The sequence below is a fragment of the Pseudomonas sp. AD21 genome, from assembly GCF_002878485.1.
Lineage (GTDB): Bacteria > Pseudomonadota > Gammaproteobacteria > Pseudomonadales > Pseudomonadaceae > Aquipseudomonas.
Map to the genome: position 1 here is coordinate 12758 of NZ_NQYG01000050.1, position 26283 is coordinate 39040.

The window sequence follows — 26283 nt, forward strand, 5'->3', positions numbered from 1 at the left end:
AGGAGAAGCAGCGAAAACCGGGAGGCTCCTTGACGACGTTTTCAGGGTCGACCACAAGCGTCTTGAGAATTTTCGCCAGCGCTTCTCGTCCTTGTACTGGACGTTCAGGCCAGGTCAGCTTCTTCAATCTGCCTTGTGGGCAGCGTGTATCCGGAAAAAACAACTCGGCGGTCAGACGAGTTTGCTCAAGCGTGTTACCGATGTTCCCGATCGGGGAACGTCTTCATCATGCAAAAGCAAAACGACGCCGTCAACGGTTTTGTAGTGATTATTTTTGCTCACTACATATTGTCGGACAAAGCGGTTTTGGAATGAGAAAAGATCCGTTCAGGCAACGGGCGCGGGCGCGCGCAGGACGTAGACGGTGCAGGGGTAACCGTCCACGGGGTGTTGCTGGCAGGTGAATACGCCGGCAGTCAATTCAGGGATCAACCTGGCCCAGAAGCGTTGTGCAGGCAGGTTGGCGTCGATGTGGAAAATCTGCCATTGACCGGGTAGCCGGCTCAAGAGGTCAGAGACGACAAACTGCGCGACGCCTTGGCCACGAAAGCGTCGAGCGAGGAAGAAGTAGCTGATGTTGTGTTCGGCACCGTCGATGCGGGTGTCGTCGTCGACGATCACGAATCCGGCCAGTTCACCGTCGACGCGGATCAGGAACGGTTGGGTGGCAGGGTTACGCCAGTAGTCGTCTTTGAGGTGAATGCGGAAGAAGCCATGCTCGGCGAGTTTCAGTGGTAGCCACTCGCTGAAGTCGTGCAGGTAGAACTGCATGAGGTTCTCGATGGTTTGCAGTTCGTCACGTTGGGCGGGGTGCAGTTCGATGCTGGGCATCGGGGATACTCCTGAAGATTGCAGCTTCAGTATTGTTGAATCACACCTTGTGGCGAGGGGATTTATTCCCGATGGGTCGCGAAGCAGCCCCAGCTTTCCTTAACCAAGGGACTGCTGCGCAGTCCATCGGGGATAAATCCCCTCACCACAGAATCCCCCATCACAGCGCAGATCATTACTTGGTTGTGTGTTTGGCTACGCTGGCGGTTTTACTGCGCGTCGATTTGCGCTTTTTCTTCCACGGTGCGGCAGCTTTGCCGGCAGGTGGCGGACCGCTGATGGTCAGGCTCAGCGCAGAACAACGTGTGACCTGCTTGCTCATCCACGCCGCCTGTTTGGTGACGAACTCTTCCAGACTCATTTCGCCGCTTTGCACCATGTCCAGCGCCTGTTCCCAGATGGCGGTGGTGCCGGGGTCGGCAATCGCCCGGGGCACGGCGTCGATCAGGCTGAAGGCGGCTGGTGTCGCGGCCAGGGCCTTGCCGTTTTTCACCAGATAACCACGGTCCAGCAAGCCTTGGATGATCGAGGCACGAGTCGCTTCGGTGCCGATGCCGGTGGTGTCCTTGAGTTTCTGTTTGAGCAGTGGGTCTTCCACCAGTTTGGCGACGTTCTTCATCGCCTTGATCAGATCGCCCTCGGTGTAGGGCTTGGGCGGCTGCGTCCACAGATCCTTGAGGTTCACACCGGCCACGGCGCAATCGACACCCTGGCTCAGCGCCGGCAAGGTTTGCGGTGCCGGCGCTTCACGGCCCTTGGCCGGCGCGAGGGCTTCGGGCAAGGCGCGTTTCCAGCCCGGCTCGATGATCTGCTTGCCAACCGCGCGCAACGCTTCACCGGCGCAATCGAAATCGGCCTGGGTGCGATCGTATTCATGGTTGGGCAGAAACTGCGCCAGGTAGCGGGCGCGAATCAGGGTGTACACCGCCCGGTGTTTGCCGCTCAGGCGCTCGAGGTTTTTTGCCGCCGCCGTGGGGATGATGCCGTGGTGCGCGCTGACCTTGGCGTCGTTCCACGCCCGTGAGCGGCGCTGAGGGTCAAGGTGACCATTGAGTGCTTCAAGGCCTGGATCGGCCTGACGCAGTGCCGCGAGTATCCCCGGTGCCTCGCTGTGCTGGCTCTGCGGCAGGAAGCCGCAATCGCTGCGCGGGTAGGTGATGACCTTGTAGGTTTCGTAGAGCGCCTGGGCGATGTCGAGGGTTTCCTGGGCGCCGAGGCCGAGTTTCTTCGAGCAGACCTCTTGCAGGGTGCCGAGGTCGAAGGGCAGCGGCGCCACTTCGCGCATGCGTTCGGTGCGCAACGTGACCACCCGTGCACTGGCGGCGCTGTTGATGGCGGCGGGGGCCTGTTGCGCCAGCGCCTGGTTCAGGCAGCGATCCTGATCGTCGCAGACGTCGCTGGGGGCACGCCACTGCGCGGTGAACGGCGTGCCGTTGTGCAGCAGTTGCACATCGATCGCCCAATACGGCACCGGCACGAAGTCGGCGATGCTGCGGTCGCGATCCACCACCAGCCGCAACGTCGGCGTCTGCACCCGACCGACCGGCAGCACGCCCTGATAGCCGGACTGGCGACCCAATAACGTGAACAGGCGACTCATGTTCATGCCGATCAGCCAGTCGGCCCGCGAGCGCCCCAGCGCCGAGTGATACAGGTTGAAGGTTTCCGCCCCCGGCTTCAGGGCGGCCAGGGCCTTGCGGATAGACGCCTCGTCCAGCGCCGACAGCCACAAGCGGCGGATCGGCCCGCGATAGCGACAGTGTTCGACCAGTTCCCGGGCAATCATCTCGCCCTCACGGTCGGCGTCGGTGGCGATGATCAGTTCGCTGGCTTCGCCGAGCAGGCGCTTGACTGCTTTGTATTGGCTGGCGGTGCGCGGCTTGACGGTCATTTTCCACTTGTCCGGGATGATCGGCAGATCCGCCAGTACCCAGCGTTTGTAGCGTGCGTCGTACGCATCCGGCGGTGCGGTTTCCAGCAGGTGGCCGATGCACCAGGTCACCGTGACGTCCGTTCCCAGCCAGCAGCCGTCGCCCCGACGCTTGGCGCCGAGCACGGCCGCAATGTCTTTGGCCTGGGAAGGTTTTTCACAGAGGTACAGCCGCATAACCACCGTCGTCGATCAATTCACTGAGGTGCACAGAATGGCCGCAGTTGGCGTCCGGGGCAACTTTTATCTGTATGGATATACAGATAAAAACGTTGCCGGGAATGACCGGTATTACCGGGACGCCATGTACGGCTATCGAGAAATCCAATGGTGCGGCGCTTGCCACGCATGGCAGGTTCATCGGGCCTTTCAAGAAACGCGAGTGACAGGACGATCTCGCCAGAAGATCGCCACCGTCCGTACGCACTGACTACTCTGAAACAAGGAAGTCCACCATGGCTCAAGCCAAAGCGAAAACCAGCAGCGCCTATGACGAAGTGAATGCCTTCAGCCATCTGTATGACCGTGGCGTTGGCCTGGTCAATGGCAAACCGTCGTTCACCGCCGACCAGGCAGCGGACGAAATCCTGCGCAAAAACCTGTCGTGGCACGACAAGAACGGCGACGGCAAAATTTCCCTCACCTACACCTTCCTGACCGAGAAACCGGCGAACTACAACCCCAACCTCGGCAACTTCAGCCAGTTCAGCGCGCAGCAGAAGGCCCAGGCCGTGCTGTCCATGCAATCCTGGGCCGACGTGGCCAAGGTCACCTTTACCGAGGGCAAGGGTGGCGACGGCCACATGACCTTCGGCAACTACGACGTCAGCACCGGCGGCGCGGCGTTCGCCTACCTGCCGAGCGGCGGCAGCTATGACGGCCAGTCGTGGTACCTGATCAACACTCAATATCAGGTCAACAAGACCCCGGACACCAATAACTACGGGCGTCAGACTCTGACCCACGAGATCGGCCATACCCTCGGCCTGTCGCACCCGGGCGCCTACAACGCCGGTAACGGCAACCCGACCTACAACGACGCCAAGTACGCCGAAGACACCCGCGGCTACAGCCTGATGAGCTACTGGAGCGAAGCCAACACCGACCAGAACTTCAGCAAGGACGGCAGCGGCGCCTACGCCTCGGCACCGTTGCTCGACGATATCGTTGCGGTGCAGAAACTCTACGGCGCCAACTACGAGACGCGCGCCGATAACACCACTTACGGTTTTGGCTCCAACGCTGGCCGCGATTTCTACAGCGCGACGTCGGCGTCGTCGAAACTGGTGTTCTCGGTGTGGGACGGTGGCGGCGATGACACCCTGAATTTCTCCGGTTTCACCCAGAACCAGAAGATCAACCTCAATGAAGGTTCGTTCTCTGACGTGGGCGGGCTGGTTGGCAACGTGTCGATCGCTTACGGCGTGACTGTGGAAAACGCCGTTGGCGGTTCGGGCAATGATTTGCTGATCGGCAATTCGGCGGTCAACCATCTGTTCGGCGGTGCCGGCAATGACATCCTCTACGGCGGTGGCGGCGCGGACGTGCTGTGGGGCGGCGAGGGTGCAGACACCTTCGTGTTCGGCGCGGCCAGCGATTCGACCGACAACCAGCCGGACTGGATCATGGATTTCAAGAGCGGCCTGGACAAGATCGACCTCTCGGGTATTGCCGCTTTTGCCACGGGGGCAGCCTCGCTGAACTTCGTCAGCAATTTCACCGGCCATGCGGGCGATGCGATCCTGACTTACTACGCGCAAAACGGTCAAACCGGGTTGCTGATCGATCTGACAGGGCAGGGGCAGGTCGATTTTGCCGTGGGTGTGGTAGGGCAGGCGGTGGCGACTGATATTGTTGCGTGATGCCTGAAGAACGGCCCTCTCCCTGTGGGAGAGGGGACCGCTAGGGGGATGCCGGAAAAATACATCGACCTGATAACGCTTCGCCGAATCCATCATCGAAAAAGCACGTTCAGGTCGATGTTGAGCGCAAGACAACGCGGTCGGCGCCTTCTCCCTCCGGGAGAGGGCGGGGGTGAGGGGCTTTTGACCGTTCGGCTGCAAAATCACCCCGGCCTGAACCTATGGGCTATACCTGAACCGGTCTCTTCGCCGTATTCAGGAGAAACCCCGATGAAAACCTCCGGCCTCAACCCCGTCATCACCCTCGAAGAACTCCCCGGTTGCCTGCTGGTGAAATTCCACGGCATCCAGGTCGCTGCGTCCTCTCACGTGCTGATCCTCAACGAGGCCAATTACCCATCGGTGTACTACGTGCCCCGCGAGGACATCGACGAAAAATACTTCGCCCGCACCGACCACACCAGTTACTGCCCGTACAAGGGCGATGCCAATTACTTCAGCCTGCAAGTACCGGGGCATGAGGGGGCGAATGCGGTGTGGACTTACGAGAAACCGAAAATCTCGGTCCAGCCGATCAAGGACTATGTGGCGTTTTATCCGGATCAGGTGAAGTTCGAGGTGATCAAGGCTGATGCCTGAAACATGCATCTGTGGCGAGGGGATTTATCCCGGATGGGGCGCGTAGCGCCCCGGAAAAACGGGACTGCTGCGCACTCCATTGGGGGTAAATCCCCTCGCCACAAGTTCAATCAGTTCGATTTCAGTTCTTGTCCAGATCGATATTTTTGGTCTCACGCAGACAGATCATCCCCACCACCAGGCTCACCCCGGTAATCAGCACCGGGTACCACAGCCCGTAGAAGATATCCCCGGTGTACACCACCAGCGCAAACGACACCGTCGGCAGAAATCCGCCAAACCAGCCATTGCCGATGTGATACGGCAGCGACATCGAGGTGTAGCGGATACGCGTCGGGAACAGTTCGACCATCAGTGCGGCCAGCGGGCCGTAGCACATGGCCGAGATGATGATCAGTGCGACGATCAAGGCGACGATCATCGGTTTGTTGATCTGCTGCATGTCTGCTTGTTGCGGGTAGCCGGCGAGGGTGACTGCGCCGCGCAGGGCCGCTTCGTCGTAGCCGTCGATCTTCACGTCGCCGATGCTCACCTGCACGCCGCTGCCGGCCGGGGCGGCGGCGCTGGAGTAGGGCAGGCCCTGCTTGACCAGGAAGGTCTTGACCTTGTCGCACGGGCTGTCGAATTTGGCCTTGCCCACCGGGTCGAACTGGAAGGTGCAGGTCGCCGGATCCGCCAGCACAGTGATCGGTGCCTGACGACTGGCCTGATCGATCGCCGGGTTGGCGTAGTGGGCCAGGGATTTGAAGATCGGGAAGTACAACGCCGTCGCCAGCAACAGGCCGAGCATCAGCACCGGTTTGCGCCCGACCTTGTCCGACAGCCAGCCGAAAATGATGAAGAACGGCGCGCCGATCACCACGCTGATGATCAGCAAGGTATTAGCCACCGCCGGGTCCATTTTCAGGAACTGCGTGAGGAAGAACAGCACGTAGAACTGCGCGGCGTAGAAGGTCACCGCTTGCCCGGCGTTGATGCTGAACAGGGCGATCAGCACGACCTTGAGGTTTTCCCATTTGCCGAAGGATTCGCGGATCGGCGCCTTGCAGGTTTTGCCTTCCTCTTTCATTTTCAGATACGCCGGCGACTCGTGCAGACTCAGGCGGATCCAGGTGGAAATGCCCAGCAGCACGATCGACAGCAGGAACGGAATGCGCCAGCCCCAGACTTCGAACTGGTCACCGGTGAAGTAGCGGCAACCGAGCACCACCAGCAGCGACAGCAGCAGGCCGAGGGTCGCGGTGGACTGGATCCAGCTGGTGTGGAAACCGCGCTTGCCGATTGGCGCGTGCTCGGCGACGTAGGTCGCGGCGCCGCCATATTCACCACCCAGCGCCAGACCCTGCAGCATGCGCAGCACCACCAGAATGATCGGCGCGGCGATGCCGATGCTGGCGTAGGTCGGCAGCAGGCCGACGCAGAACGTGGCGATGCCCATCAGGATGATGGTCGCGAGGAAGGTGTATTTGCGCCCGATCATGTCCCCCAACCGACCGAACACCAGCGCCCCGAAAGGCCGCACGATAAACCCGGCGGCAAAGGCCATCAACGCGAAGATGAACGCCGTGGTGTCGTTGACCCCGGCGAAAAACTGCTTGCTGATGACCGCCGCGAGGGCGCCGTAGAGGAAGAAGTCATACCACTCGAACACCGTCCCCAGGGACGAAGCGAAGATGACTTTCTGCGTGGCATTGCTGGTGCTGGCGCCGCTCGCGGCGTCCAGCGGCTGAGCGTGTTCTGACATATCGGTATCCCTCACAGTGATTGTTTTTGTTGTTCCACTGGTGTTATGTGTCCGGGTGATGCGCGATGCCTTGAATGAACGCGGTCCCCTTGTGGGAGTGAGCCTGCTCGCGATAGCGGCGTATCAGCCAATGCAGACGTTGAATGTTATTCAGTCATCGCGAGCAGGCTCACTCCTACAGGGGCGGTGTTTACTGGTGGAGAAAGGATCAGCTGTGCAGCCTTTTCGGCAATCATCAGCGTAGGCGAGCAGGTGTTGCCCGAGGTGATGCGCGGCATGATCGAGGCGTCGGCAATGCGCAGGCCGGGTACGCCATGCACGCGCAGTTGCGCATCGACCACCGCGTCGGCGTCCTGGCCCATGCGGCAGGTGCCGACCGGGTGGAAAATCGTTGTGCCGATTCGTGCTGCGGCTTCGTGCAGTTGCGCTTCGCTTTGCAGGCTGTCACCGGGCAGGTACTCCACCGGTTTGAACGCTTGCAGGGCCGGGGCGCTGACGATGCGCCGGGTCAGGCGAATGGCATCGGCGGCCACGCGCAGGTCTTCGGGATGGCTGAGGTAATTGGGTTGGATCAGCGGCGCGGCTTGCGGGTCTGCCGAACGGATGTCGATCCGCCCACGACTCCGCGGACGCAGGTCGCACACCGACGCGGTGAATGCCGGGAAGCTGTGCAACGGCTCGCCAAAGCGTTCCAGCGACAAAGGTTGCACGTGGTATTCGAGGTTGGCCGAGGTCTGCTCCGGCCCGGATCGGGCAAACGCCCCGAGCTGACTCGGCGCCATCGACAACGGGCCGCTGCGGTCATACAGATAACGCAGGCCCATGCCCATCTTGCCCCACACGCTGCCGGCGATCTGATTGAGGGTTCGGGCGTTTTCCAGTTTGTAGATCAGGCGCAGTTGCAGGTGATCCTGCAGGTTGCCGCCAACTCCCGGCAGCTCATGCATCACGCCGATGCCGAGGCGCTCCAGCAACGGACGCGGGCCGATTCCGGAGCGCTGCAGAATGCTCGGCGAACCCACAGCGCCGGCGCACAACACAATCTCCTTGCGCGCCTTGAAGCTTTTCACCTGGCCTGCATGACGTGCGCTGACCTTCGACGCACGGCCGTTTTCCAGCAGCACGCGATCCACCTCGACCCCGGTCAGCACCGTCAGATTGGCCCGGTCACGAACCGGTTTGAGAAAGGCCTTGGCTGCGTTCCAGCGCACCCCGGCTTTCTGGTTCACCTGGAAGTAGCCGCAACCCTCGTTGTCGCCCTGATTGAAGTCATCGATGCTGGCGATGCCGCTCTGCTCGGCGGCGCTGCGGAAGGCATCGAGAATCGGCCACGACAGGCGCTGCTGTTCGACGCGCCATTCGCCCTGGACACCGTGGAATTCAGCGGCGCCGGCAAAGTGGTTTTCGCTTTGTTTGAACAGTGGCAGCACGTCGTTCCAGGCCCAGCCTGGATTGCCTTCGGCCGCCCAGCCGTCGTAGTCGCCGGCCTGGCCGCGCATGTAGATCATGCCGTTGATGGAGGAGCAGCCACCCAGCACTTTGCCGCGCGGGTAGCTCAGGCTGCGACCCTGCAGGCCGGGTTGCGCTTCGGTCTTGAAGCACCAGTCGGTGCGCGGGTTGCCGATGCAGAACAGGTAGCCGACCGGGATGTGAATCCATGCATAGTTGTCGCGTCCGCCGGCTTCGAGCAGCAACACGCGTTGCTGTGCGTCCGCCGACAGTCGATTGGCCAGCAAGCACCCGGCGGGACCGGCGCCGACCACGATGTAGTCGTATTCCTCAAGGGAAGTCTGCATTCCCTGACCTCGCTTTTTGTTTTTATTGTCGGACACTCTAGTTGTTAGCTTTCGTCAAAAGAATGTTAGTTTTTGCGCAGCCGCTGTGCGTTTTCAAACAGCCTCAACTGACGATAGCTGACAAGGACCCGCCATGTTCGACTGGAACGACCTGCGGTTTTTTCTCGAACTGCAACGCAGCGGTCGCCTGCTCACCGCCGCCCGGCGCTTGAACACCACTCACGCCACCGTCGCCCGGCACATCGAGGCCATCGAAAAAAGCCTCGGCACCGCGCTGTTCGTTCAGCACGCCCAAGGCTACGAAATGACCCCGGCGGGGGAGGCGCTGCTCAAGCACGCCGAAACCATGGAAAACGTCGCGCTGCTGGCGCAGGAAGAAATCACCCAGTCCACCGCGCCGCTGGGCAAGATCCGCGTTGGCGTCACCGAAGGCCTCGGCATCAAATTTCTCGCCAGCCGCATGATCGGCCTGTTCGAGCGCTACCCGGGGCTGGAAGTGGAACTGGTCGCGGTGCCGCGCTTTGTCAGCATCCTCAACCGCGAGGCGGAAATCAGCATCCACCTCGAGCGTCCGGCCGCCGACATGCTGGTTACCCGCAAACTCACCGACTACCGCCTCGCGCTCTACGCCAGCCAACGCTACCTCGACAGCGCGCCACCCTTGCGCAGCCGCGAAGACCTCGGGCGGCACGCGTGGATTGGCTATGTCGATGATCTGCTGTTCAGCCAGGAGCTGATGTTCCTCAACAGTTTCTGCCGCAGCCCGCGCGTTGTATTCCATAGCACCAGCGTGATTGCGCAGCAGGAAGCGGCGCGTTCGGGTTTGGGCATTGCTGTGCTGCCGTGCTACATGGCCGCGTCCGACCCGGATCTGGTGCCGTTGCTGCCGGACGAGAGCATCGAGCGCAGTTACTGGATCAGCACCCGGCGCGAGTTGCACAAGTCGGTGCGGCTGCGGGTGGTCTGGGATTACGTGGTCGGGTTGTGCGAGGCGGAGCAGGGGCTGTTGCGTGGATAGGCCAGCTGACAAAAATCCCCTGTAGGAGTGAGCCTGCTCGCGATAGCAGTATGTCTGTGAAGTAGAAGTTGCCTGATACGCCGCTATCGCGAGCAGGCTCACTCCTACAAGGGGCCGCATTTGGGGTTGAATAATATATGGATATCCGTATATTCGGTTTTCCATATGTTCGAGTCCGCCCCATGCTCACGCCCACCGAACTGTTCAAAAGCCTGGCCGATGAAACCCGTGTCCGCGCCACTCTGTTGATTGCCGAACAGGGTGAGCTGTGTGTGTGCGAGCTGATGTGTGCGCTCGAAGACAGCCAGCCGAAAATCAGCCGCCACCTGGCGCAACTGCGCAGCAACGGTTTGTTGCTTGATCGCCGCCAGGGCCAGTGGGTGTATTACCGACTCAACCCGGATCTGCCGGGTTGGGTGCACGAGATCCTGCAAGTCACCGCAAAGGCCAACGCCGATTGGCTCAGGGACAACGCCTGCCGCCTGCAGAACATGGACGGCCGTCCTGCCCGCGAAACCGCCTGCTGCTAAATCGTTTATTTTTTCGGGAGCCATCCATGCGAGTCCTGTTCATGTGCACGGCCAACAGTTGCCGCAGCATTCTTTCCGAAGCGTTGTTCAATCATCTCGCGCCGCAAGGTTTCGAGGCGGTGAGCTCCGGCAGTTTCCCCAAGGGCCAGGTGTTGCCGCGCAGCCTGAGCACCTTGCAGCAGGCCGGGGTTTCGATTGACGGCTTGTACAGTAAAGGCAACGACGCCTTCGAAAGTTGCCCGCCGGACATCGTTATCACCGTGTGCGACAAGGCGGCCGGCGAGAGCTGTCCGGTGTACTTCGGCCCGGCGCTGAAAACCCATTGGGGGTTGGCGGACCCGTCGGATGTGCAGGGTGACGAAGCAGCGATAGACGCGGCGTTCCGCGCCACGCTGGCGCATATCGAGCGACGCTGCAAAGCCTTCCTCGAACTGCCGTTCAAGCGCCTCAGCCGCGACCAATTGAAAACCGCGCTTGATGGCATCGGCGCGCTGTAAGGAGGATTTATGTCAGAGCATCTGCCCAACCTCGACCTGAGCCTGTTCGAAGGTCGAACAGCCGCGCCGGATCAGCACAAACCACGCATCCTGTTGCTCTACGGCTCGACCCGCGAACGCTCCTTCAGCCGGCTGCTGGTGGAGGAGGCCGCGCGCTTGCTGGAGCACTTCGGCGCGGAAACCCGGGTGTTCAATCCGTCCGGTTTGCCGTTGCCGGACGATGCGCCGGTCGATCATCCCAAGGTCCAGGAACTGCGCGAACTGGTGCTGTGGTCGGAAGGTCAGGTCTGGTGTTCGCCGGAACGCCACGGCGCGATGTCGGCGGTGTTCAAGGCACAGATCGACTGGATTCCGCTGGAGCTTGGCGCGGTGCGCCCGACCCAGGGTAAAACCCTCGCGGTGATGCAGGTCTGCGGCGGTTCGCAGTCGTTCAACGTGGTCAATCAGCTGCGCGTGCTGGGGCGCTGGATGCGCATGTTCACCATCCCCAATCAGTCTTCGGTGCCCAAGGCCTTCATGGAATTCGATGAGGCGGGGCGGATGAAACCGTCGCCGTTCTATGATCGCGTGGTCGATGTGATGGAAGAACTGGTCAAGTTCACCGTGCTGTTGCGCGACCGCCAGGACTTTCTGGTGGATCGCTATTCCGAACGCAAGGAGAGCGCCGAGCAGTTGATGACGCGGGTCAATCAGCGTTCGATCTGAGCCGCAGCAACACGCGTTCGTCGGTCGGGCAGTGCACAAACCTTCTAGCCGTTCACAGGCATTTATGGATTACTGGCGCCAGCCCATTACTGTATTCAAGCCATGAGTAACTGGATCGACCTTGCCCACGACCGGGAAACCGGCATCGAAACCCTGCACGCGCATTTTGCCGGGCACGCGCACGCCTACGATCCTCATTGGCATGAGACCTACCTGATCGGCTTCACCGAACAAGGCGTGCAGCGCTTCAACAGCCGCCGGGCACGGCATGACAGTACTCCGGGCAAAGTCTTCATGCTCGAACCCGGGGACATTCATGACGGCGACGCGCCGAGCCCGGACGGCTTCACCTATCGCATGCTGTACCTGCAACCGGCGTGGCTGGAACAGGCGCTGGACGGCCTGCAACTGGACGGCTGCGCGGGCGGCTTGCCGGGCATTGGCAATGTGCTCAACGATGATCCGGAACTGGCTCGCGCCACCTTGTTCGCGTTCAATGCTCTGCATAAACAGGACGTGCGCATGGTCCGCGAAGTGGCGCTGGATGCGCTGCTCGAGCGCTTGGCGCGGCACCTCTATCGACGCCCGCAACCCTCTGCTGCACTGCGTGCGCCACTGATAGCCCGGCAGGCCCGCGACTACCTGATGGCCTATCACGAGCAGGACATCAGCCTGCACACCCTGGCCGAAGTCTGCGGTACTGATCGCTTTCGCCTGACCCGAGCCTTCAAGGCTGCCTATGGTCTGGCGCCGCATGCCTGGCTGATCCAGTTGCGCCTGATCCGTGGCCGGCAATTGCTGGCCGCCGGGGTGCAACCGATTGACGTCGCGAGCAGGCTCGGTTTTGCCGATCAAAGCCACTTGGGCCGCTGGTTTGTGCGCGCCTACGGCATCACGCCGGGGGCCTATCAGCAACGAACGCTTGGCGCCTTTCGCCGCTGAACAAACGTTCAAGACCACAGCTTTATGTAACTGCCACAGTAGGCCCTGACTTTCTACAGGGCCGTGCCATGCTTGCGTTCATCCTCTTTGCTTTCGTTGCCTCGATCACTCCGGGGCCGACCAACCTGATCGTACTCAGCACCAGTGCCCGACATGGCTGGCGGCCATGCCTGCCGATCATTCTCGGTGCGGGGGCGGGCGCTGCGTCACTGGTGTGGGTTGCCGGTGCGGGTGCCAGCACGCTGATGCTGCCCGGCGTGCGCCCGGTGATCAGTGCGCTGGGGATGTGCTGGATGCTGTGGCTGGCGTGGCAGATCTTCACGGCGCCGGCCACGGCCATCGATCCCGCTGCCGGTGAGGAAAAATCGGAACTGGGGCTGGTCGGCGCGGCCCTGTTGCAGTGGGTCAACCCCAAGTCGTGGATGATGGCGATTGCCGTGATCAGCGTGTTTACCGCACAGGGGCAGGGGTTGAATGCGTTGTGCCTGGCATTCTTTCTGGTGTCATTGCCGTGTCTGGCGCTCTGGGCGCTGCTGGGTCGCGGCGCGGCGCGCTGGCTGAGCAACCCCGCGCAGTTGCAGTGGCTGAACCGGATTCTGGCGGTGCTGCTGGTCGTCTCATCCGCGGCTGCGTTGTTGCACCGCTGAGCGGGCGCAAACTTCCAATCCAGACACGCCCCCACAGGTTTTGTGTTTTCTGGCAGAACGTTCAGTTGCCCGAATCACACTTCGCGTCCACTCTATGGCATGCCGACAAGGAGCGTCCGCCGACCCTCCGTCGTGACCACAGGGAGCTTGCAGCATGAGCGAAGACAACAAGGTAAAAGGCCCGGCGTCGTACTTCCCCTCCATCGAAAAGAAGTACGGCCAGCCCATCGACCACTGGCTGAACCTGCTCGCCGGCGTCACCGACAAGAAGCACATGGAACTGGTGGCGTGGCTCAAGGAAGAACACGGCATGGGCCACGGCCATGCCAACGCGCTGGTGGCGCATCACTTGGCGGCAGGCAAACAGTGAGGGCAGGGCAGCGATGAATTTCTCCCACCGGCCAGTGACGGCCGACGACGTCAAAATCCTGTGCGGATTTCCGCAGGGCGTTCAAGAGTTGTACTTCATGTTCCCGAAAGCGCAGTACCCGCTGACGGAAGAACAGATGCACAGCGCGATCAGCCAGCGCTTCGACTCCACGGCGTTTTTGGCCAACGGCGAGTTCGTCGGTTTCGCCAACTTCTACCGTGCTGAAAGCAACGGCATCTGCTGCATCGGCAACGTGATCGTCGCGCCTTACGCCCGTGGTCAGGGCGTCGCTCGCTACATTGTCGAAACCATGACCGCCGTCGGCTTCGAAAAGTATCAGGCCAGGGAAGTGCAGCTTTCCTGCTTCAACGAAAACACTGCGGGGTTGCTGCTTTACCCGAAACTCGGGTTCGTGCCGTTCTCCATCGAAGAGCGCGCGGCGTCGGGGGGGAGGCGTGTGGCGCTGATCAATATGACGCGCCACCGAGGCCAACCTTCTGGCCTGTAACCGCTGCCTATGTGTCGACCTCAGAAGCTTGCCGTGGCCTGAGGCGTCGATTTAAAGGACAGAGTTACATTATTTTCAGGGCCCTCGTCTTTTACATCGCCCGGGTTAGTCTCATTACGAATGATGCATTTCCATGTCACGACATCATCGGGCTTCAAGTTCAAGAAGGTTACCTTACCGGTCCAGGAAGGGTAGGCAGATGGGGTGAGTTTAAAGGCTTCAGCTGCTTTGTCGTTCCCCAACTCCTTGGTATTACCTTCCACATAGACGCTGTAGCCCATGGTCGTTACGCCATTATCACAGCGAAAATTTACTGGGAGCGAATACGTCCAAGTGGCACCGGCATAGCCGTTTGCCGGCAAAATCGCCATGAGCAGAACACTCAGTGGCAACAAGTAAGAAATGCGGTTCATGCTTAATTCCTCAGTTCACCTTTATCCGCGCCAGCTTATCTCCGCGCAAATTTAAAGAGACCTGTAAGAACTGCTAGTCTTTCAGATCGCTTGGCGATACCGGGCGGCAAGCCTTATTCCCGCAGATGATCAAACACATTCACAGCATCTGCAGGAGTGAGCCTGCTCGCGATGGCGTCAGCCCCGCCAACCCATGACTGGCTGAATCGCCCAAAACTCCAAGGTATTGATCATGTCAGCCACACCACCACGCCTGCTCTACAGACGCCCACAGCAAGCAGACCTGCCCACCGTTTTCGCAATTTTCGGTGACCCGCAAACCAACCTGTTCAACCCCGCCGGCCCCATGACCGACATCGCCCAGGCCGAAGCGTTGCTGGACCGCTGGCTGTAACACTGGGCGACCCACGGCTACGGATGGTGGGCGATCAGGAGCGCACAAAATCCTCAACAAATCCTCGGATTCGCCGGCATCGCCGCCCATGACTACCTGGGTAAATCGGTCACCAATCTCGGCTATCGCTTCGCCGTTGAAGCATGGGGCCAGGGCTACGCCACAGAGGCCGCGCAAGCCGCGCTGACCCATGCCTTCGACCACCTCGGATTGCCCGAAGTGTTCGGCCTGGTCAGACCCGATCATGTCGCGTCCATCCGGGTCCTGGAGAAAATCGGCATGCACCGCTTCGACGTGCTGGACGACGTCCCGAACAAAGCCCCCAGCCTGATATTCCAAATCCAGCAAAGTGCCCGCTAATCCGATCACATCCTTCCCTTGTGGGAGTGAGCCTGCTCGCGATAACGCCAGTCCAGCCACCCCAAATCCCAAACCAACCAAAAATCCCTGTGGGAGCTAGCCTGCTAGCGATGGCACACGCCCAGCCACCACCAATCCAAACCCAGCCACAGCTCCCTGTGGGAGCGGGCTTGCTCGCGAAGACGCCCACCCAGTCACTCGATCAATCTCTGACCGAAATAAACAGTAAAACCTCCACTGTTTAAACGAGGCCTCCAGCAACCACCTACGCCCTACAACGCCTTGCGCCATCGGCTACGACTAAGCCAGAATCCGCCGGCTTGTGCGTCTAGGTCGCGGGTTCTATCGTCTGTCGGTCGCTGAAAAACAGTGATCGGGTTTGGTAGCCCGCCATAACTAGTCGCATCGCGCACCTTTCGCAGACCTCTTCAGGTCTCTGCTCAATGGTGGCCATGCGCAGGACACCTTCGGGTGTGCCGGGTCCTAGTTACCGGTCTACCAACCCGCGTGTGGCCGCCACCCTTCGTTTGGTAGCGAAGGTGAAGGCTCCTCTTCAATAACTAGGAGTTTCACCATGATCAAACCAACACCCAATCCCCCAGAAACCGACCTCGCATCCCCCTACGAAACCCTCGATTCCAAAAAACTCCACGAAGCCGCAGAACGCGCCCTCGACCACTACCTCACCCCGGCCAGCCAAATCATGGCCAGCACCCACAAACCCGAACCCATGTACCTCGCCAACCCCAAGTGCGACACCGAATCCCTGCTCGCCAACGCCAGCGAAACCCTCGGCTCCGCCAGCGAAATGCTCAACAACTTCGCCGCCATGCTCGACACCTCCCACCGCAAAACTGCACTGGGCATCGCCCAAGTCGTGATGCTCGGCGAACTCGCCGTAAACCAGGCCCTCGACAACGTCGAAATCGCCCACTGACTAACCCGTGCGACGAGCCCAAACCCTCGTCGCACCCAGCGACATCTACCCCGCTGGCACACGGCCACGCCTTGCGCCCCCAAGCCTCGGCTGTCACCCTTCGGCCCGTTCTCAAGGATCAGAACAAGGAAATCAAGGATTGAGTGGCTACGTTCCCAACCCGCCCAAAAATCACCGCTACGAAGAAGCCAAACCCGTCGACATCCACGCCCAGCGTTGGGCCGAGTACGAGAAACACGGGAAAGAACCTGCGCGCGAGCCTGAGAAAATCGGCATTGCGTTGAGGATTGGCGTGTTCTTTGATGGTACCGGCAACAATGCGAATAACACGGCGGCGGGGTTGCTGTGCGGTGCGCAGCATCCGATTGCGCCGCAGGATATTCCTGCTAGCTGTCAGCCCTATATGAAGGATCCGGACAGCAGCTATGGTGCTGGCCCTACCAATGTTAAAAAACTGAGTGAGCTCTACGACGCCCCAGAGGGAGCCGAAGGTGAGGGGCTCCGAAAGCTTTCCGCATGATTTATGTAGAGGGCATTGGCACCCAAGCGGGTAAGCAAGATAGCACCTTTGGGGGTGGAGCCGGGCGAGGTGAGACCGGAGTTGCAAGTAGGGTTCAGTCTTCGTTTGCATCGATCAAATTACGTATCAAAGAACTCTTGAACGATAACCCGGGTAGCGAAGTGACTTCGCTGACCTTCGACACATTTGGATTCAGCCGTGGTGCAGCTGCTGCCCGGCACTTTTCCAATGAAGTCGTGCGTGGCAAGCAAGGTCCCTTAGGTGAAGTGCTACGTAGCAATTCTGAAGCGTTCAGCAAGACCTTTATTGATCAATACAATGCCGATATCAGAATGGGCTTTATCGGGCTGTTCGATACAGTTCCGTCAATAGCTGGCTGGTCCAATTTCGGCAACGTGAAAAGCCCCATTGCAACGGGCATCAAGCTTTACCTGGATCGTCGTTTTTTCACCGACGTCGTCCATTTGGTTGCGCGTGATGAATGCCGAGGCAACTTTGCGCTCAGCCGTGTAAAGCCTGCTCATCTGGAGATCACTTTGCCAGGTGTTCACTCCGATATCGGAGGTAGTTACCTCGACGAAGCGCAGGAATGTGTGCTTGTCAGCCCTATGCAAGCACTAGAAGTCCCCCTCCAAGCGGATGTTCTCACCACTTCGATTTACCGCGATGCGGTGACAGTAAAAAATCAGTGGATCGCGGATGGTTGGCCGTCCGAGATGCTGGAAATCGTCACGCCACCTGCGCTGTTGATGCCGAACAGTCCGCAAGACCGTATGAGCCCACGTGTCAAACACGTGTATGCCGCCGTACAGCTCAAGCGTCCGGTCAGTGGCTTGCTGTCCCGAGTCTATCTGCGTGTGATGCATAAAATGGCGAAGGACAAAGGCGTGCGGTTCAACGACATTTCAGACACGCCTGATCTGGCGCTTCCGTCAGAACTTCAAGCTATGTGTGATCGATTTGTCTCTGGTGACTACAGAACTACGCCAGAAGAAGAGCGAATGCTCAAACTCAAGTACATTCACACGTCCGCAAACTGGAACCATCCACTAGGCCGGAGAGATGGAAGCGGTGTGAGAGCGGTGTACATCAATGCTCCCACCCCTGACGGCATACGCGTACAACATCCCCACGTACCCGACTGGACGCTTTTTTGATGAGACTTCTAACATGCCTGCTCTGTGCAGTCCTCATGACCGGCTGTCATGCCGATCCGCTTTCAACAAAAAATGATCCGAAGTCTCCATGGTGGGAGCTTGCGTTCACCGAGCCTCATTACATGAAGGTTTGGGTAGAGGACTCCGCCGTAGAAGACATCAAGGGTGAGACGTTCTTGCACACTGGCGGAGGATCCGCATCAGGCGGCCAACCGGAAGACGGCACCGACTCTGCTCGTGGTTGGCACGGCGTGGGAAGCACCGGAAAAAGTGTTGTTGGTGCGGATCTTCCCAAACGGATCTATGTCCGTTGGCAATCCATTGTTGAACCGCAAACGTACAAGGTCTGGATAGATATCCCAGAGGAAGCCAGACAACTCATGTTTGAATCCGTCAATCAGCGCTGCGCGAAAACACCCGAACAAGAGGGGCGCTATAACGCGTCTCTCTACTTGGGCCTGGCTCCTGGCGGCGTTGTGCAAGTATGGGTTAGAGACTCATGCCACCATCCTGTCAAAGTCGCCAGAGCACAGGCAAAGGTTGAACCGCTAGGGCCTAGCCAAGGTAAGAACCAAGGGCGCTATGCGTATCCCGTCAGCGAAAAGTCCATGCGGTATATCGACAGATTCGGCATTCCATATGGAAGTTGGTAGTCGTGACAATTACCTGAGTGGACATCCGTAATGAAAGCAACGATTGCACTGCTGGGTGCTTTATTGTTGTCCGGCTGCCAAATCAGTGGCCCAGAAATAGGCGAAAATGACCCTAAATATTCGTCGTGGGAATTGGTGTTCGTTGAGCCGAACTACATGAAAGTCTGGGTGGAGGACAGCTCCGTTCAAGACGTCAATGACAAGGTGTTTTTCAAAGCGGGCAAACGCACTGCCGCTTCAGAAGAACCCGACATCTCGACCGAATCGGCTCGAGGCTGGGGAGCAGTGACTGGCTCGGGAATGCCTGTCACGGGGGCCGACCTTCCAAAACACATTTCCGTTCGCTGGCAGTCCATCACAGAGCAGAAAACCTATCGCGGGTTCATTGATATTCCTGAAGAAGCCCGGCGGTTGATGGTGACATCCACACATCAACGTTGCCCGGAGACACCGGCTAAAACTGCTCGTTTCATGGCGTCTCTTTACATAGGTCTTGCTCCAGGTGGCGTTCTACAGGCTTGGGTAAAAGACTCATGCCGGAATCCCATTAAGGTCGCTAGAGGTCAGGGCAAAATTGAGCCGCTGGGTGCACAACAAGGGAAAAACGGTGGTCGCTATGCCTATCCAGTGAGTGAAAAGGCGAAGCTGTATGTCGAGAAGTACGGCGTCCCTTATGGAAGTTGGTAAACCATCAGGCCACCAGCCATGAAGCAGGTCATAACACTGCTATGCGTATTGCTATTAGCAGGATGTCAAACTACTGATCCGCTTTCTGCCGAGAACGATCCGAAATCCGAGTGGTGGGGGCTGGCTTTCACTGAACCGGACTACATGAAGGTTTGGGTAGAAGACAGTTCAGTCCTGGACATCAAAAACAGGACTTTTTTCAAGGCGGGCGGAAGCACCGCCGCCGGAGGCGAACCAGAAGATGGCACAGAGTCAGCCCGTGGTTGGGGCACGGTCAGTGGTTCCGGTATTCCGGTAACCGGTGCCGATCTTCCCAAACTCATCTTCGTCCGTTGGCAGTCCATATCAGAGCAGAAGACCTACAAGGGTTTCATTGAAATTCCAGAGTCAGCGAGGCAATTGATGTTGGATTCAACGCACCAGCGTTGCCCGGAAACTCCTGAAAGGACCGCTCGATACATGGCCTCGCTGTACGTGGGCCTGGCCCCAGGGGGTGTACTACGAGCGTGGGTCAGAGATTCATGTCACCGACCGATCCAAGTCGCTCATGGCCAAGGCGAACTTGAACCACTAGGCCCGGAGCAGGGGAAGCACGGTGGGCGCTATGCCTATCCGGTGAGTGAGAAGGCCCAGCGCTACATCGACAAGTACGGCATTCCGCTTGGGAGTTGGTAACCGTCAACTGATGAAACTACTTACAACGATGCTTTGTGTTCTGTTGATCAGCGGGTGCCAGTCAAACGATCCGCTTTCAGCGAAGAACGACCCTAAATATCCATGATGGGAATTAGTGTTCGTTCAGCCGAATTACATGAAGGTCTGGGTAGAGAACAGTTCCGTCCTCCTTCAAAAGTCGTTGGTGAGGTCGGTATGTCAAAGGCCTACAGTATGAGTCGCCGTTAAGCCCATGGCATAGCGACTAGGTCGTATCTGTTTGAAGATCTCGTGATCGAAGGGAAATCTGGCAGCCCCGTACTGTCTTGGAAAATAAAAAGTGTGGCTCCTTCGGGCCAGGCTTGGGTTGCGATTTCTCACGGTTTTGGAAAGGGAGTGCCTCTGATTTTCGGCTGTGCTGAAGTGCTGCTTTGGTCTGCCTCCATCAAAATTTCAGCCGTTGATGTGTTGGGGAAGCTTTTTTGAAAGTGCGCAACTTCTTGCGCACTTGTTCCGCATATTTGGCTCGATAAATCGCTACAGCCCAAGTAGATCGCGGCCTGCAGCCAAGTGCGCAACTTCTTGCACCACATCCGCGCCGATCACACGGTGATGCATTACGCCTACGACGACCAAGACATGCTGATCAAAATCAGTGATGCCGAGGGTGGTCAGTGGCAGCGCGCCTATGACGACCAAGGCAATCTGGTCGAAGCGCTCGATCCGCTGGGCAACAAAACCGAATACGCCTACAACAAATCCGGTCAGCCCACCGCGATCAAGGACGCCAACGGCAACGAAAAGACGTTGGACTACAACGACGCCGGGCAAATGGTCGAGTACGTCGACTGCTCAGGCAAGACCAGCGCCTGGGAATACAACGAACAGGGGCAGATGATCTGCTTCACCGACGCCGCCGGTAACGCCACCGAATATGAATACAAGGCTGGCCAACTGGTGCTGATCAAGCACCCGGACAAGACTGAAGAGCGCTTTGAACGCGACGCTGAAGGCCGGCTGTTGACGCATGTCGACGGTCTCGATCGCTGCACCACCTGGAGCTACAGCGCGGCCGGTTTGATCGCCGAACGTGTCGATGCCGCCGAGCAAACCCTGCGCTATCGCTGGGACCGCCTCGGACGGTTAACCGCCCTGGAAAACGAAAACGAACAACGCGCCCACTTCCACTACGACCCGGTCGGACGCCTGCTCGAAGAGCGCGGTTTCGATGGGCGCAGCACGCGTTATCAGTACGATCCACTCACCGGCCGCCTCGCCCAAACGATCAATGGCCAACGCGTCATCTCGTTGAGTTTCGACCCGATGGGCCGTGTAACTGAACGTCGCGCGACCTTGGGCGATCAGTCGCAAAGCGAAACTTTCGCCTATGACGGCAACGGCAACATGGTGCTGGCCGACAATACCGACAGCCGCCTGCAATGGTTCCACGACCCGGCCGGCAATCTGCTGCGCGAACACCAACATTACCTGGGGCTGGAAAAGCCTTTGGTTGCGGTCTGGCAGCACGAGTACGACGTACTCAACCAGCGTATTGCGACCACGCGTCCGGATGGTCATCGAGTCAGTTGGCTGACCTATGGCAGCGGCCATCTCCTGGCATTGCGCCTCAACGAGCATGAGCTGCTTGGCTACGAGCGCGATGACATGCACCGGGAGGTGGCACGTCATCAAGGCAACCGGCTGGTACAGACTCAGAAATGGGATCCAGCAGGACGATTACAGGAACAATTGCTCGGCAGAAGTGATGATAAATCCGTACTGCTCAAACGTGAGTACACCTACGACGCCGCCGGCCAACTGACCGATATCAATGATAGCCGTCGCGGTTCGCTGTCTTATCGTTACGATCCGGTCGGCAGATTGCTCAGTGCCGCGAGCCGTTTGGGTGTAGAAACCTTCGACTTCGATCCTGCGGGAAATTTGCTGGACGAGAGAGCTACCGAGACCCGTCGCCCGCTGGAGCTGACACCACCGCGCAGCAAACTGCTCGACAACCTGTTGCGCGAATACGCCGGCACCCATTACGAATACGACGATCGCGGCAATCAGATCAAGCGCTGGCATAGCGGGGCGTACGGCGAGATGCGCTGGGATCTGTTTGATCGCTTGGTGCACTTCAATGATGCCCGACTGTCGGTGAAATACACCTACGACGCCCTGGGGCGACGCCTGCTCAAGCACTCGAACGTGCACTACAAGCAGCGACCAGAGGCCGGCTCGCTGTGGAACCGAAATGAACACGCCCGGGTGCAGCGTGAGCACGGCTGCGGCTTTACGCTCTACGGCTGGGATGGTGACAACCTGGCATGGGAAAGTCGTCCTGCACAGCAGGATGGCGAGGCGGGGAGAACGGTTCACTACATCTTCGAGCCGGACACATTCATTCCCGTGGCCCAGGCACTGACGCACAGTTCCATCAACTTGATGGGATTGCCAAGCTATGACGAAGACTACAGCCTAGATGAGGATCCGCTGTGGAATCACTCACCGGTATCGCCGTCGATTGATGTGCTGACGTGGTACCAGTGCGACCATCTGGGCACGCCGCAGGAGCTAACGGATCAAAAGGGTGAGCTTGCGTGGAGCGCCCAGTACAAGGCTTGGGGAGCGGTGCGGGAACAGCGTTCTGAATGGGCGCAGCAGCAAGGTATTGCGAACCCGATTCGGTTTCAGGGGCAGTACCATGATCATGAAACTGGGCTGCACTATAACCGGTATCGGTACTACGACCCGTTAGTCGGGCGGTTCATCAGTAAGGATCCGATTGGGTACTCAGGAGGCATCAATCTATTTTCTTATGCCCCTAACCCGGTGAATTGGGTAGACCCATATGGATTAACTTCTGAGTGTAGTTGTGGAATTGGTGGGCACTTCGTTGGGAGTGAGCGACCAAGAAGTGATGGTGCTACTCCAAATTCGATTTATACAAAAACCGACAAAACAGGCCAGGTTGCTGTTCAAAACACTGTATACAATGAACATGGTGAAGCAATGGGGCAGGTAGACTTTAAAAACCATGGTAGTGGTGCGGTTTCAGGGCATGGCCATTTAATCGAACCACCAGGCAACCTCGCAGCGGGTCATGGCCCTAATGCTGTCCATCTTGAACCAAGTAAGGTTCCCGAAGGATGGGCGAAGTTACCCGGCGGCATACAACCTTCGACACCTATAGGTAAATGAGAATGTCAGAGTCTGCAGAAAAAATAAGTGAGATATTGCAAGCTTTTCATCGTTTCGAAGATGGGTTGCTATTGTCGTTTGAGTTTAATTATGTGCCCGGCGAGCGACTCGCGGCACAGGTTTTATTTCATGTCAGAGATTATCGAGTTGATGGAAATGTTTGGAAGAAGGTTAAAGTGGTTGTCCGTGGTGTTGAAGAGCTGAGTGCAAAAGTTAGTGGGCATCAATTTAATTCAATTTGCTCGGGGGTTCGGTTGTTGAAATTCGACAACTATTGGTGTGTGGATATTGATGGTAATTACGCTTTGGATGCTGATCCAGCATCGATTGATGAAATGCGCCAGGATGGAGATCTATATATTATTGGTCGTGATATTGAGGTTTATGAGCTTGAGGGATAGGTGATCCTCGTGAAAATATTTGTAGTCAAGTAAATTGAATGGAGTATTAGGCAGGCTTTTTTTGCAGATGCTTAATGGAAAGGAGTTCTGGTTTGATTGAGTGCCCCTTGAGTTTCGGGTGCTCATATAATTCAGATCTGAGCGGACTATCAGTTCTCTAGCCAAAGGAGTGACGACATGAAAGACGCAATCCGCTTGGGCGACTCCACCACCCATGGTGGCAAGGTGCTCGAAGCCTTCTCCCGAACCGACCTTAACGGCAAGCCAATTGCCGGGGTCGGTCACAAGGTCAGTTGCCCGTTATGCAAGGGGATTTTCCCGATTGCCGAGGGCAGTAGTACCTATACCGTCGACGGCACGCCCATCGCGCTCGACGGCATGAAAACCGCCTGTGGTGCCGCGCTGATTGCCAGTGGCCCAAAAGGAGCGGTTGTCAGCTGAGTCCACATTTTGTGAATGGATTGCCTATCTCCAGGGCACGGACTCCCGTCGTCCGTTCTAAGGCAATTGAAGCGTGAATGAAGTCGTTCTTTTAGCATTGTCTGAATGTAGATGCTAACTACCCAATCATGAGTTTTATAAGCTGAATTTAAATTCTGTTTTTAACCGCCTGTGGGTTGCATGTGTCGCAGGTGCTTGCTTCTGTAGCACGAACATAGCGCAAGCGCAGCCAATTGACACCTATAAGAAATTGGATACTGCTGTGCTTCAATACGCGTATTCAAAAGAACAGAAAGACCTGGATAGCGTAAACAAACTGCTTGCGAATGGCGCGAAACCTGACGCGCTTATTCTATGGCATGCAGCTTATTACAGGAGTCCAGTGCTGGTAGATCGGCTTCTCGAGTTTCCTATCGATGTCAATCAACCAATCAGCGATAACGGTGAAACAATACTGTTATCCATATTGGGGCATATGGGTGATCCAGAAGATATGAAGGACTCAGTGCCCATAGTGCAGAGCCTTATCAAAGCGGGTGCCGACACCAATGTGATTGCTCAAGGCGGAACCAATACCCCACTTATTGCAGCCGTGGGAATAGAAAATCCGTCGTCGGTCGAAGTGACAAAGTTACTGCTGCAGGCCGGTGCCGATGCCCGGATGCTGACGCCTCAGGGATTTTCTCCACTGATCGGCAAAGGTGCGAACAATCTGGAATTGATCAAGCTGTTGATCGCTGCTGGTACCGATCCCTATGGCGTCAGCAAGGTGGGTTCTACACCGCTGCATTACGTTTGTGAGCGCGCCTATGCATTGAACGATCAACCGGATCCACAAGCTGAACAGCGGATTGCCCTGCTACACAAGGCTGGCACTTCCGTTGATACTTTCGCACCTCAACAGCAGGCATGGCCTGTTGGCACTCCATTGCTGGAAAGTGCAATTCGTAGCAACCCGGATTGCACGAAGGCTTTGCTGGCTGCCGGCGCTGATAAAGATGCACCGGCTTTCCCCCCGAAATATGTGGCACAAGACCCGAGTGTTAAAGGTCAGACCGTCCGTCAAAACATACTCAAATCAGTAAAAGATGTACCGGATTTGTATTCCGAATCCATTATTAAGTTGTTCCAGTAAAAACAATCGAGCCAAACAGAGCTCAATGCTCTCTGAAATTTAAAGGAATAAATATGAAGATCGCTTCTTTAATTCTCGCCATGGCAGCAGCTTTCGGCACCTGCTCCCTCGCCCACGCCGAAGGACAGGATGCCGCCACCCTGAAAGGGGTGTACGACAACGGTCGCAACATGTCAGGTCTGATCAAAAGCTGTGTCGACAAGGGGATCCTGAAAGCAGACAGCGCCGAGAACGCAAACAAGATGGTTGCATTCGTTGGCAACATGCCTGGTGATTTCGATAAGCGTGACGGCGACAGGAACGAAGAGTTTGGCCGTAAGGGGGAAGCGTTGGTCAACGGGGAATACAAGAGCCTGGAAAGCAATTTGCCGCCGAGCCTCACTCTCAAACAATGGTGTGAGCAGGCTGATCAAGGTATGCGCCAAGGACTGAAGCGTATGGGTCTCTAACCTATACAGTCCAGCTTTGAATGACGCTCGCTGATCCCGAGCGTATTTCGCTAGTCCGAAAACGTAGAGATTTTTGTCGCATGCCGCCTTACAAAATTGCGGCAGGGGAGATGGCATCGTTTCTTCGGGCGGCGCCCGGCTGATTATGTGACGGTAGGATAGCTTCTGAAGTAGACGTCTGGGGTGCCCGAGGTATTACTGGCATAACGCTGAGGAATGTGGCGTTACTCCTGCTGGTTATAATCATAATATGAGCTTTTTGAGGGGTTATGGAAGCAACGTTAGCTGACATCAATAGAGATGGCTGGGAGTTGGACGACGCCGAAGCCATCCACAATGAATTCCCTACAAGCTTCTGGCTTCCACCGAGAGATGCTAGAAATAGCCTCCAAGCACAACAGCTTGTTAAGCTGATTTTTAGAATCGTTGCCACCGATGAGCGCGGAGCAGAAGAAGTCTGCGTCGAGCGCATGTGGGTTATCGTCAAGGGTCGAGTCGGAAATCTGTATATAGGGCAGCTCGATAACGCCCCTTATTGCACTGATAGGATTCAGGCTGGTATGGAGGTCTGCTTTCTGCCAAATCACGTTATCTATATTTATAACAGCGGCAACCATAGGGAAGGTTCGTAGGGAGTGCGCGCACCTAGGTAGGCATACCCACTCGCACTCATTCGCCAGCGGTATCGGTAAGCGCATGAGCACGCCCTGAATCGACCCCAGTTTTGTAGTCAGCTCCAGGCCACAAGTGAGGCCTGCTAAGCGCTACGTAACCGTCCGTTTTTGGCCCGTTAGCGGCCACTTGCGAACGGCCGCTTTTGGCCCAGAGTGTGTAAAAACGCTCATAACCTGATCGTCTTGAG

At 57.8% G+C, this 26283-nt stretch carries 24 protein-coding genes and 3 pseudogenes; 22 read left to right on the forward strand and 5 right to left on the reverse strand.

Going from position 1 to position 26283, the window contains the following annotated elements; all coding sequences use genetic code 11:
* Positions 1 to 327: 327 nt before the first annotated feature.
* Together PseAD21_RS22660 and PseAD21_RS22665 are read right to left on the reverse strand one after the other, a co-directional pair.
* On the reverse strand, positions 328 to 831 hold the full coding sequence (locus tag PseAD21_RS22660; RefSeq protein ID WP_102357958.1) for a GNAT family N-acetyltransferase: 504 nt from the start codon (positions 829 to 831) through the stop codon (positions 328 to 330).
* 175 nt (positions 832 to 1006) lie between these two features.
* A complete protein-coding gene (locus PseAD21_RS22665; protein WP_102357959.1) occupies positions 1007 to 2938 on the reverse strand; it encodes a DNA topoisomerase III in 1932 nt (643 codons plus the stop codon).
* A 278-nt stretch (positions 2939 to 3216) separates the two neighbouring features.
* Here PseAD21_RS22665 and PseAD21_RS22670 point away from each other — a divergent pair, with 278 nt between their 5' ends.
* On the forward strand, positions 3217 to 4623 hold the full coding sequence (locus PseAD21_RS22670; RefSeq protein WP_102357961.1) for a serralysin family metalloprotease: 1407 nt from the start codon (positions 3217 to 3219) through the stop codon (positions 4621 to 4623).
* Positions 4624 to 4893: 270 nt separating this feature from the next.
* A complete protein-coding gene (locus PseAD21_RS22675) occupies positions 4894 to 5262 on the forward strand; it encodes a DUF427 domain-containing protein (RefSeq protein WP_102357962.1) in 369 nt (122 codons plus the stop codon).
* Positions 5263 to 5383: 121 nt separating this feature from the next.
* Here PseAD21_RS22675 and PseAD21_RS22680 read toward each other — a convergent pair whose 3' ends face one another.
* Together PseAD21_RS22680 and PseAD21_RS22685 are read right to left on the reverse strand one after the other, a co-directional pair.
* Positions 5384 to 7006, reverse strand: a complete 1623-nt coding sequence (locus tag PseAD21_RS22680; RefSeq protein WP_102357964.1) for an MFS transporter — start codon at positions 7004 to 7006, stop codon at positions 5384 to 5386.
* 146 nt (positions 7007 to 7152) lie between these two features.
* Complete coding sequence (locus tag PseAD21_RS22685; protein WP_102357965.1) at positions 7153 to 8802, reverse strand: GMC family oxidoreductase; 1650 nt, start codon at positions 8800 to 8802, stop codon at positions 7153 to 7155.
* A 133-nt stretch (positions 8803 to 8935) separates the two neighbouring features.
* On the opposite strand from PseAD21_RS22685, the gene PseAD21_RS22690 reads away from it, so the two are divergent.
* The 8 genes from PseAD21_RS22690 (at position 8936) to PseAD21_RS22725 (ending at position 14019) form a co-directional block, all read left to right on the forward strand.
* Complete coding sequence (locus PseAD21_RS22690; protein WP_102357967.1) at positions 8936 to 9820, forward strand: LysR family transcriptional regulator; 885 nt, start codon at positions 8936 to 8938, stop codon at positions 9818 to 9820.
* A gap of 182 nt (positions 9821 to 10002) precedes the next feature.
* Positions 10003 to 10350 carry a metalloregulator ArsR/SmtB family transcription factor gene (locus PseAD21_RS22695; RefSeq protein ID WP_102357968.1) on the forward strand — a complete coding sequence of 116 codons (348 nt, stop codon included), beginning with the start codon at positions 10003 to 10005 and terminating at the stop codon, positions 10348 to 10350.
* A gap of 26 nt (positions 10351 to 10376) precedes the next feature.
* Positions 10377 to 10847, forward strand: a complete 471-nt coding sequence (locus tag PseAD21_RS22700; RefSeq protein WP_102357970.1) for an arsenate reductase ArsC — start codon at positions 10377 to 10379, stop codon at positions 10845 to 10847.
* Between the two features lie 9 nt (positions 10848 to 10856).
* The gene (gene arsH / locus PseAD21_RS22705; RefSeq protein WP_102357971.1) at positions 10857 to 11552 is read left to right on the forward strand and encodes an arsenical resistance protein ArsH; all 696 of its coding nucleotides are present in this window, start codon (positions 10857 to 10859) and stop codon (positions 11550 to 11552) included.
* Between the two features lie 102 nt (positions 11553 to 11654).
* Entirely contained in the window at positions 11655 to 12494 is an 840-nt protein-coding gene (locus tag PseAD21_RS22710) for an AraC family transcriptional regulator (RefSeq protein ID WP_102357973.1), read from the forward strand.
* A 68-nt stretch (positions 12495 to 12562) separates the two neighbouring features.
* Positions 12563 to 13141: a LysE family translocator gene (locus tag PseAD21_RS22715; RefSeq protein WP_102357974.1), complete on the forward strand. Its 579-nt coding sequence runs from the start codon at positions 12563 to 12565 to the stop codon at positions 13139 to 13141.
* Between the two features lie 154 nt (positions 13142 to 13295).
* Positions 13296 to 13511: a DUF4287 domain-containing protein gene (locus tag PseAD21_RS22720; RefSeq protein WP_102357976.1), complete on the forward strand. Its 216-nt coding sequence runs from the start codon at positions 13296 to 13298 to the stop codon at positions 13509 to 13511.
* 13 nt (positions 13512 to 13524) lie between these two features.
* Positions 13525 to 14019, forward strand: a complete 495-nt coding sequence (locus PseAD21_RS22725) for a GNAT family N-acetyltransferase (protein WP_102357977.1) — start codon at positions 13525 to 13527, stop codon at positions 14017 to 14019.
* Positions 14020 to 14039: 20 nt separating this feature from the next.
* Here the strand turns inward: PseAD21_RS22725 and PseAD21_RS22730 are convergent, their stop codons facing one another.
* Positions 14040 to 14432 carry a carbohydrate-binding module family 20 domain-containing protein gene (locus PseAD21_RS22730; protein ID WP_102357978.1) on the reverse strand — a complete coding sequence of 131 codons (393 nt, stop codon included), beginning with the start codon at positions 14430 to 14432 and terminating at the stop codon, positions 14040 to 14042.
* Positions 14433 to 14664: 232 nt separating this feature from the next.
* Between PseAD21_RS22730 and PseAD21_RS22735 the strand changes: the two are divergent.
* The 12 genes and pseudogenes from PseAD21_RS22735 (at position 14665) to PseAD21_RS22785 (ending at position 26053) form a co-directional block, all read left to right on the forward strand.
* Positions 14665 to 15186: pseudogene (locus tag PseAD21_RS22735) on the forward strand (GNAT family N-acetyltransferase).
* A gap of 574 nt (positions 15187 to 15760) precedes the next feature.
* Positions 15761 to 16123: a DUF6124 family protein gene (locus PseAD21_RS22740; RefSeq protein WP_025111373.1), complete on the forward strand. Its 363-nt coding sequence runs from the start codon at positions 15761 to 15763 to the stop codon at positions 16121 to 16123.
* Between the two features lie 139 nt (positions 16124 to 16262).
* Positions 16263 to 17800, forward strand: a pseudogene (locus PseAD21_RS22745) (DUF2235 domain-containing protein).
* Positions 17800 to 18453, forward strand: coding sequence for a DUF2931 family protein (locus PseAD21_RS22750; protein ID WP_102357979.1), 654 nt, complete (start codon positions 17800 to 17802; stop codon positions 18451 to 18453). The pseudogene PseAD21_RS22745 and the gene PseAD21_RS22750 overlap by 1 nt, the downstream one beginning before the upstream one ends.
* 30 nt (positions 18454 to 18483) lie before the next feature.
* Positions 18484 to 19140 carry a DUF2931 family protein gene (locus PseAD21_RS22755; protein ID WP_102357980.1) on the forward strand — a complete coding sequence of 219 codons (657 nt, stop codon included), beginning with the start codon at positions 18484 to 18486 and terminating at the stop codon, positions 19138 to 19140.
* An 18-nt stretch (positions 19141 to 19158) separates the two neighbouring features.
* A complete protein-coding gene (locus tag PseAD21_RS22760; RefSeq protein ID WP_102357982.1) occupies positions 19159 to 19815 on the forward strand; it encodes a DUF2931 family protein in 657 nt (218 codons plus the stop codon).
* Positions 19816 to 20370: 555 nt separating this feature from the next.
* Positions 20371 to 22671, forward strand: a pseudogene (locus tag PseAD21_RS22765) (RHS repeat-associated core domain-containing protein); the annotation flags it as partial.
* A 326-nt stretch (positions 22672 to 22997) separates the two neighbouring features.
* The gene (locus PseAD21_RS29675; RefSeq protein WP_158242605.1) at positions 22998 to 23396 is read left to right on the forward strand and encodes a hypothetical protein; all 399 of its coding nucleotides are present in this window, start codon (positions 22998 to 23000) and stop codon (positions 23394 to 23396) included.
* 177 nt (positions 23397 to 23573) lie between these two features.
* A complete protein-coding gene (locus PseAD21_RS22770; protein ID WP_011333757.1) occupies positions 23574 to 23837 on the forward strand; it encodes a PAAR domain-containing protein in 264 nt (87 codons plus the stop codon).
* Between the two features lie 262 nt (positions 23838 to 24099).
* Positions 24100 to 24972, forward strand: coding sequence for an ankyrin repeat domain-containing protein (locus tag PseAD21_RS22775; protein ID WP_102357983.1), 873 nt, complete (start codon positions 24100 to 24102; stop codon positions 24970 to 24972).
* 53 nt (positions 24973 to 25025) lie between these two features.
* Positions 25026 to 25421 (forward strand): hypothetical protein, encoded by a 396-nt coding sequence (locus tag PseAD21_RS22780; protein ID WP_102357985.1) that lies wholly within the window; start codon positions 25026 to 25028, stop codon positions 25419 to 25421.
* A gap of 269 nt (positions 25422 to 25690) precedes the next feature.
* Positions 25691 to 26053, forward strand: coding sequence for a DUF2314 domain-containing protein (locus PseAD21_RS22785; protein WP_102357986.1), 363 nt, complete (start codon positions 25691 to 25693; stop codon positions 26051 to 26053).
* Positions 26054 to 26283: the final 230 nt, after the last annotated feature.

Coding starts and splice junctions, on each gene's coding strand:
- PseAD21_RS22680 (WP_102357964.1), bottom strand. CDS start 7,006: ATGTCAGAACACGCTCAGCCGCTGGACGCCGCGAGCGGCGCCAGCACC.
- PseAD21_RS22690 (WP_102357967.1), top strand. CDS start 8,936: ATGTTCGACTGGAACGACCTGCGGTTTTTTCTCGAACTGCAACGCAGC.
- PseAD21_RS22780 (WP_102357985.1), top strand. CDS start 25,026: ATGAAGATCGCTTCTTTAATTCTCGCCATGGCAGCAGCTTTCGGCACC.
- PseAD21_RS22740 (WP_025111373.1), top strand. CDS start 15,761: ATGATCAAACCAACACCCAATCCCCCAGAAACCGACCTCGCATCCCCC.
- PseAD21_RS22695 (WP_102357968.1), top strand. CDS start 10,003: ATGCTCACGCCCACCGAACTGTTCAAAAGCCTGGCCGATGAAACCCGT.
- arsH (WP_102357971.1), top strand. CDS start 10,857: ATGTCAGAGCATCTGCCCAACCTCGACCTGAGCCTGTTCGAAGGTCGA.
- PseAD21_RS29675 (WP_158242605.1), top strand. CDS start 22,998: ATGTCAGAGTCTGCAGAAAAAATAAGTGAGATATTGCAAGCTTTTCAT.
- PseAD21_RS22760 (WP_102357982.1), top strand. CDS start 19,159: ATGAAGCAGGTCATAACACTGCTATGCGTATTGCTATTAGCAGGATGT.
- PseAD21_RS22660 (WP_102357958.1), bottom strand. CDS start 831: ATGCCCAGCATCGAACTGCACCCCGCCCAACGTGACGAACTGCAAACC.
- PseAD21_RS22725 (WP_102357977.1), top strand. CDS start 13,525: ATGAATTTCTCCCACCGGCCAGTGACGGCCGACGACGTCAAAATCCTG.
- PseAD21_RS22710 (WP_102357973.1), top strand. CDS start 11,655: ATGAGTAACTGGATCGACCTTGCCCACGACCGGGAAACCGGCATCGAA.
- PseAD21_RS22770 (WP_011333757.1), top strand. CDS start 23,574: ATGAAAGACGCAATCCGCTTGGGCGACTCCACCACCCATGGTGGCAAG.
- PseAD21_RS22715 (WP_102357974.1), top strand. CDS start 12,563: ATGCTTGCGTTCATCCTCTTTGCTTTCGTTGCCTCGATCACTCCGGGG.
- PseAD21_RS22700 (WP_102357970.1), top strand. CDS start 10,377: ATGCGAGTCCTGTTCATGTGCACGGCCAACAGTTGCCGCAGCATTCTT.
- PseAD21_RS22665 (WP_102357959.1), bottom strand. CDS start 2,938: ATGCGGCTGTACCTCTGTGAAAAACCTTCCCAGGCCAAAGACATTGCG.
- PseAD21_RS22755 (WP_102357980.1), top strand. CDS start 18,484: ATGAAAGCAACGATTGCACTGCTGGGTGCTTTATTGTTGTCCGGCTGC.
- PseAD21_RS22675 (WP_102357962.1), top strand. CDS start 4,894: ATGAAAACCTCCGGCCTCAACCCCGTCATCACCCTCGAAGAACTCCCC.
- PseAD21_RS22670 (WP_102357961.1), top strand. CDS start 3,217: ATGGCTCAAGCCAAAGCGAAAACCAGCAGCGCCTATGACGAAGTGAAT.
- PseAD21_RS22720 (WP_102357976.1), top strand. CDS start 13,296: ATGAGCGAAGACAACAAGGTAAAAGGCCCGGCGTCGTACTTCCCCTCC.
- PseAD21_RS22730 (WP_102357978.1), bottom strand. CDS start 14,432: ATGAACCGCATTTCTTACTTGTTGCCACTGAGTGTTCTGCTCATGGCG.
- PseAD21_RS22750 (WP_102357979.1), top strand. CDS start 17,800: ATGAGACTTCTAACATGCCTGCTCTGTGCAGTCCTCATGACCGGCTGT.
- PseAD21_RS22685 (WP_102357965.1), bottom strand. CDS start 8,802: ATGCAGACTTCCCTTGAGGAATACGACTACATCGTGGTCGGCGCCGGT.
- PseAD21_RS22785 (WP_102357986.1), top strand. CDS start 25,691: ATGGAAGCAACGTTAGCTGACATCAATAGAGATGGCTGGGAGTTGGAC.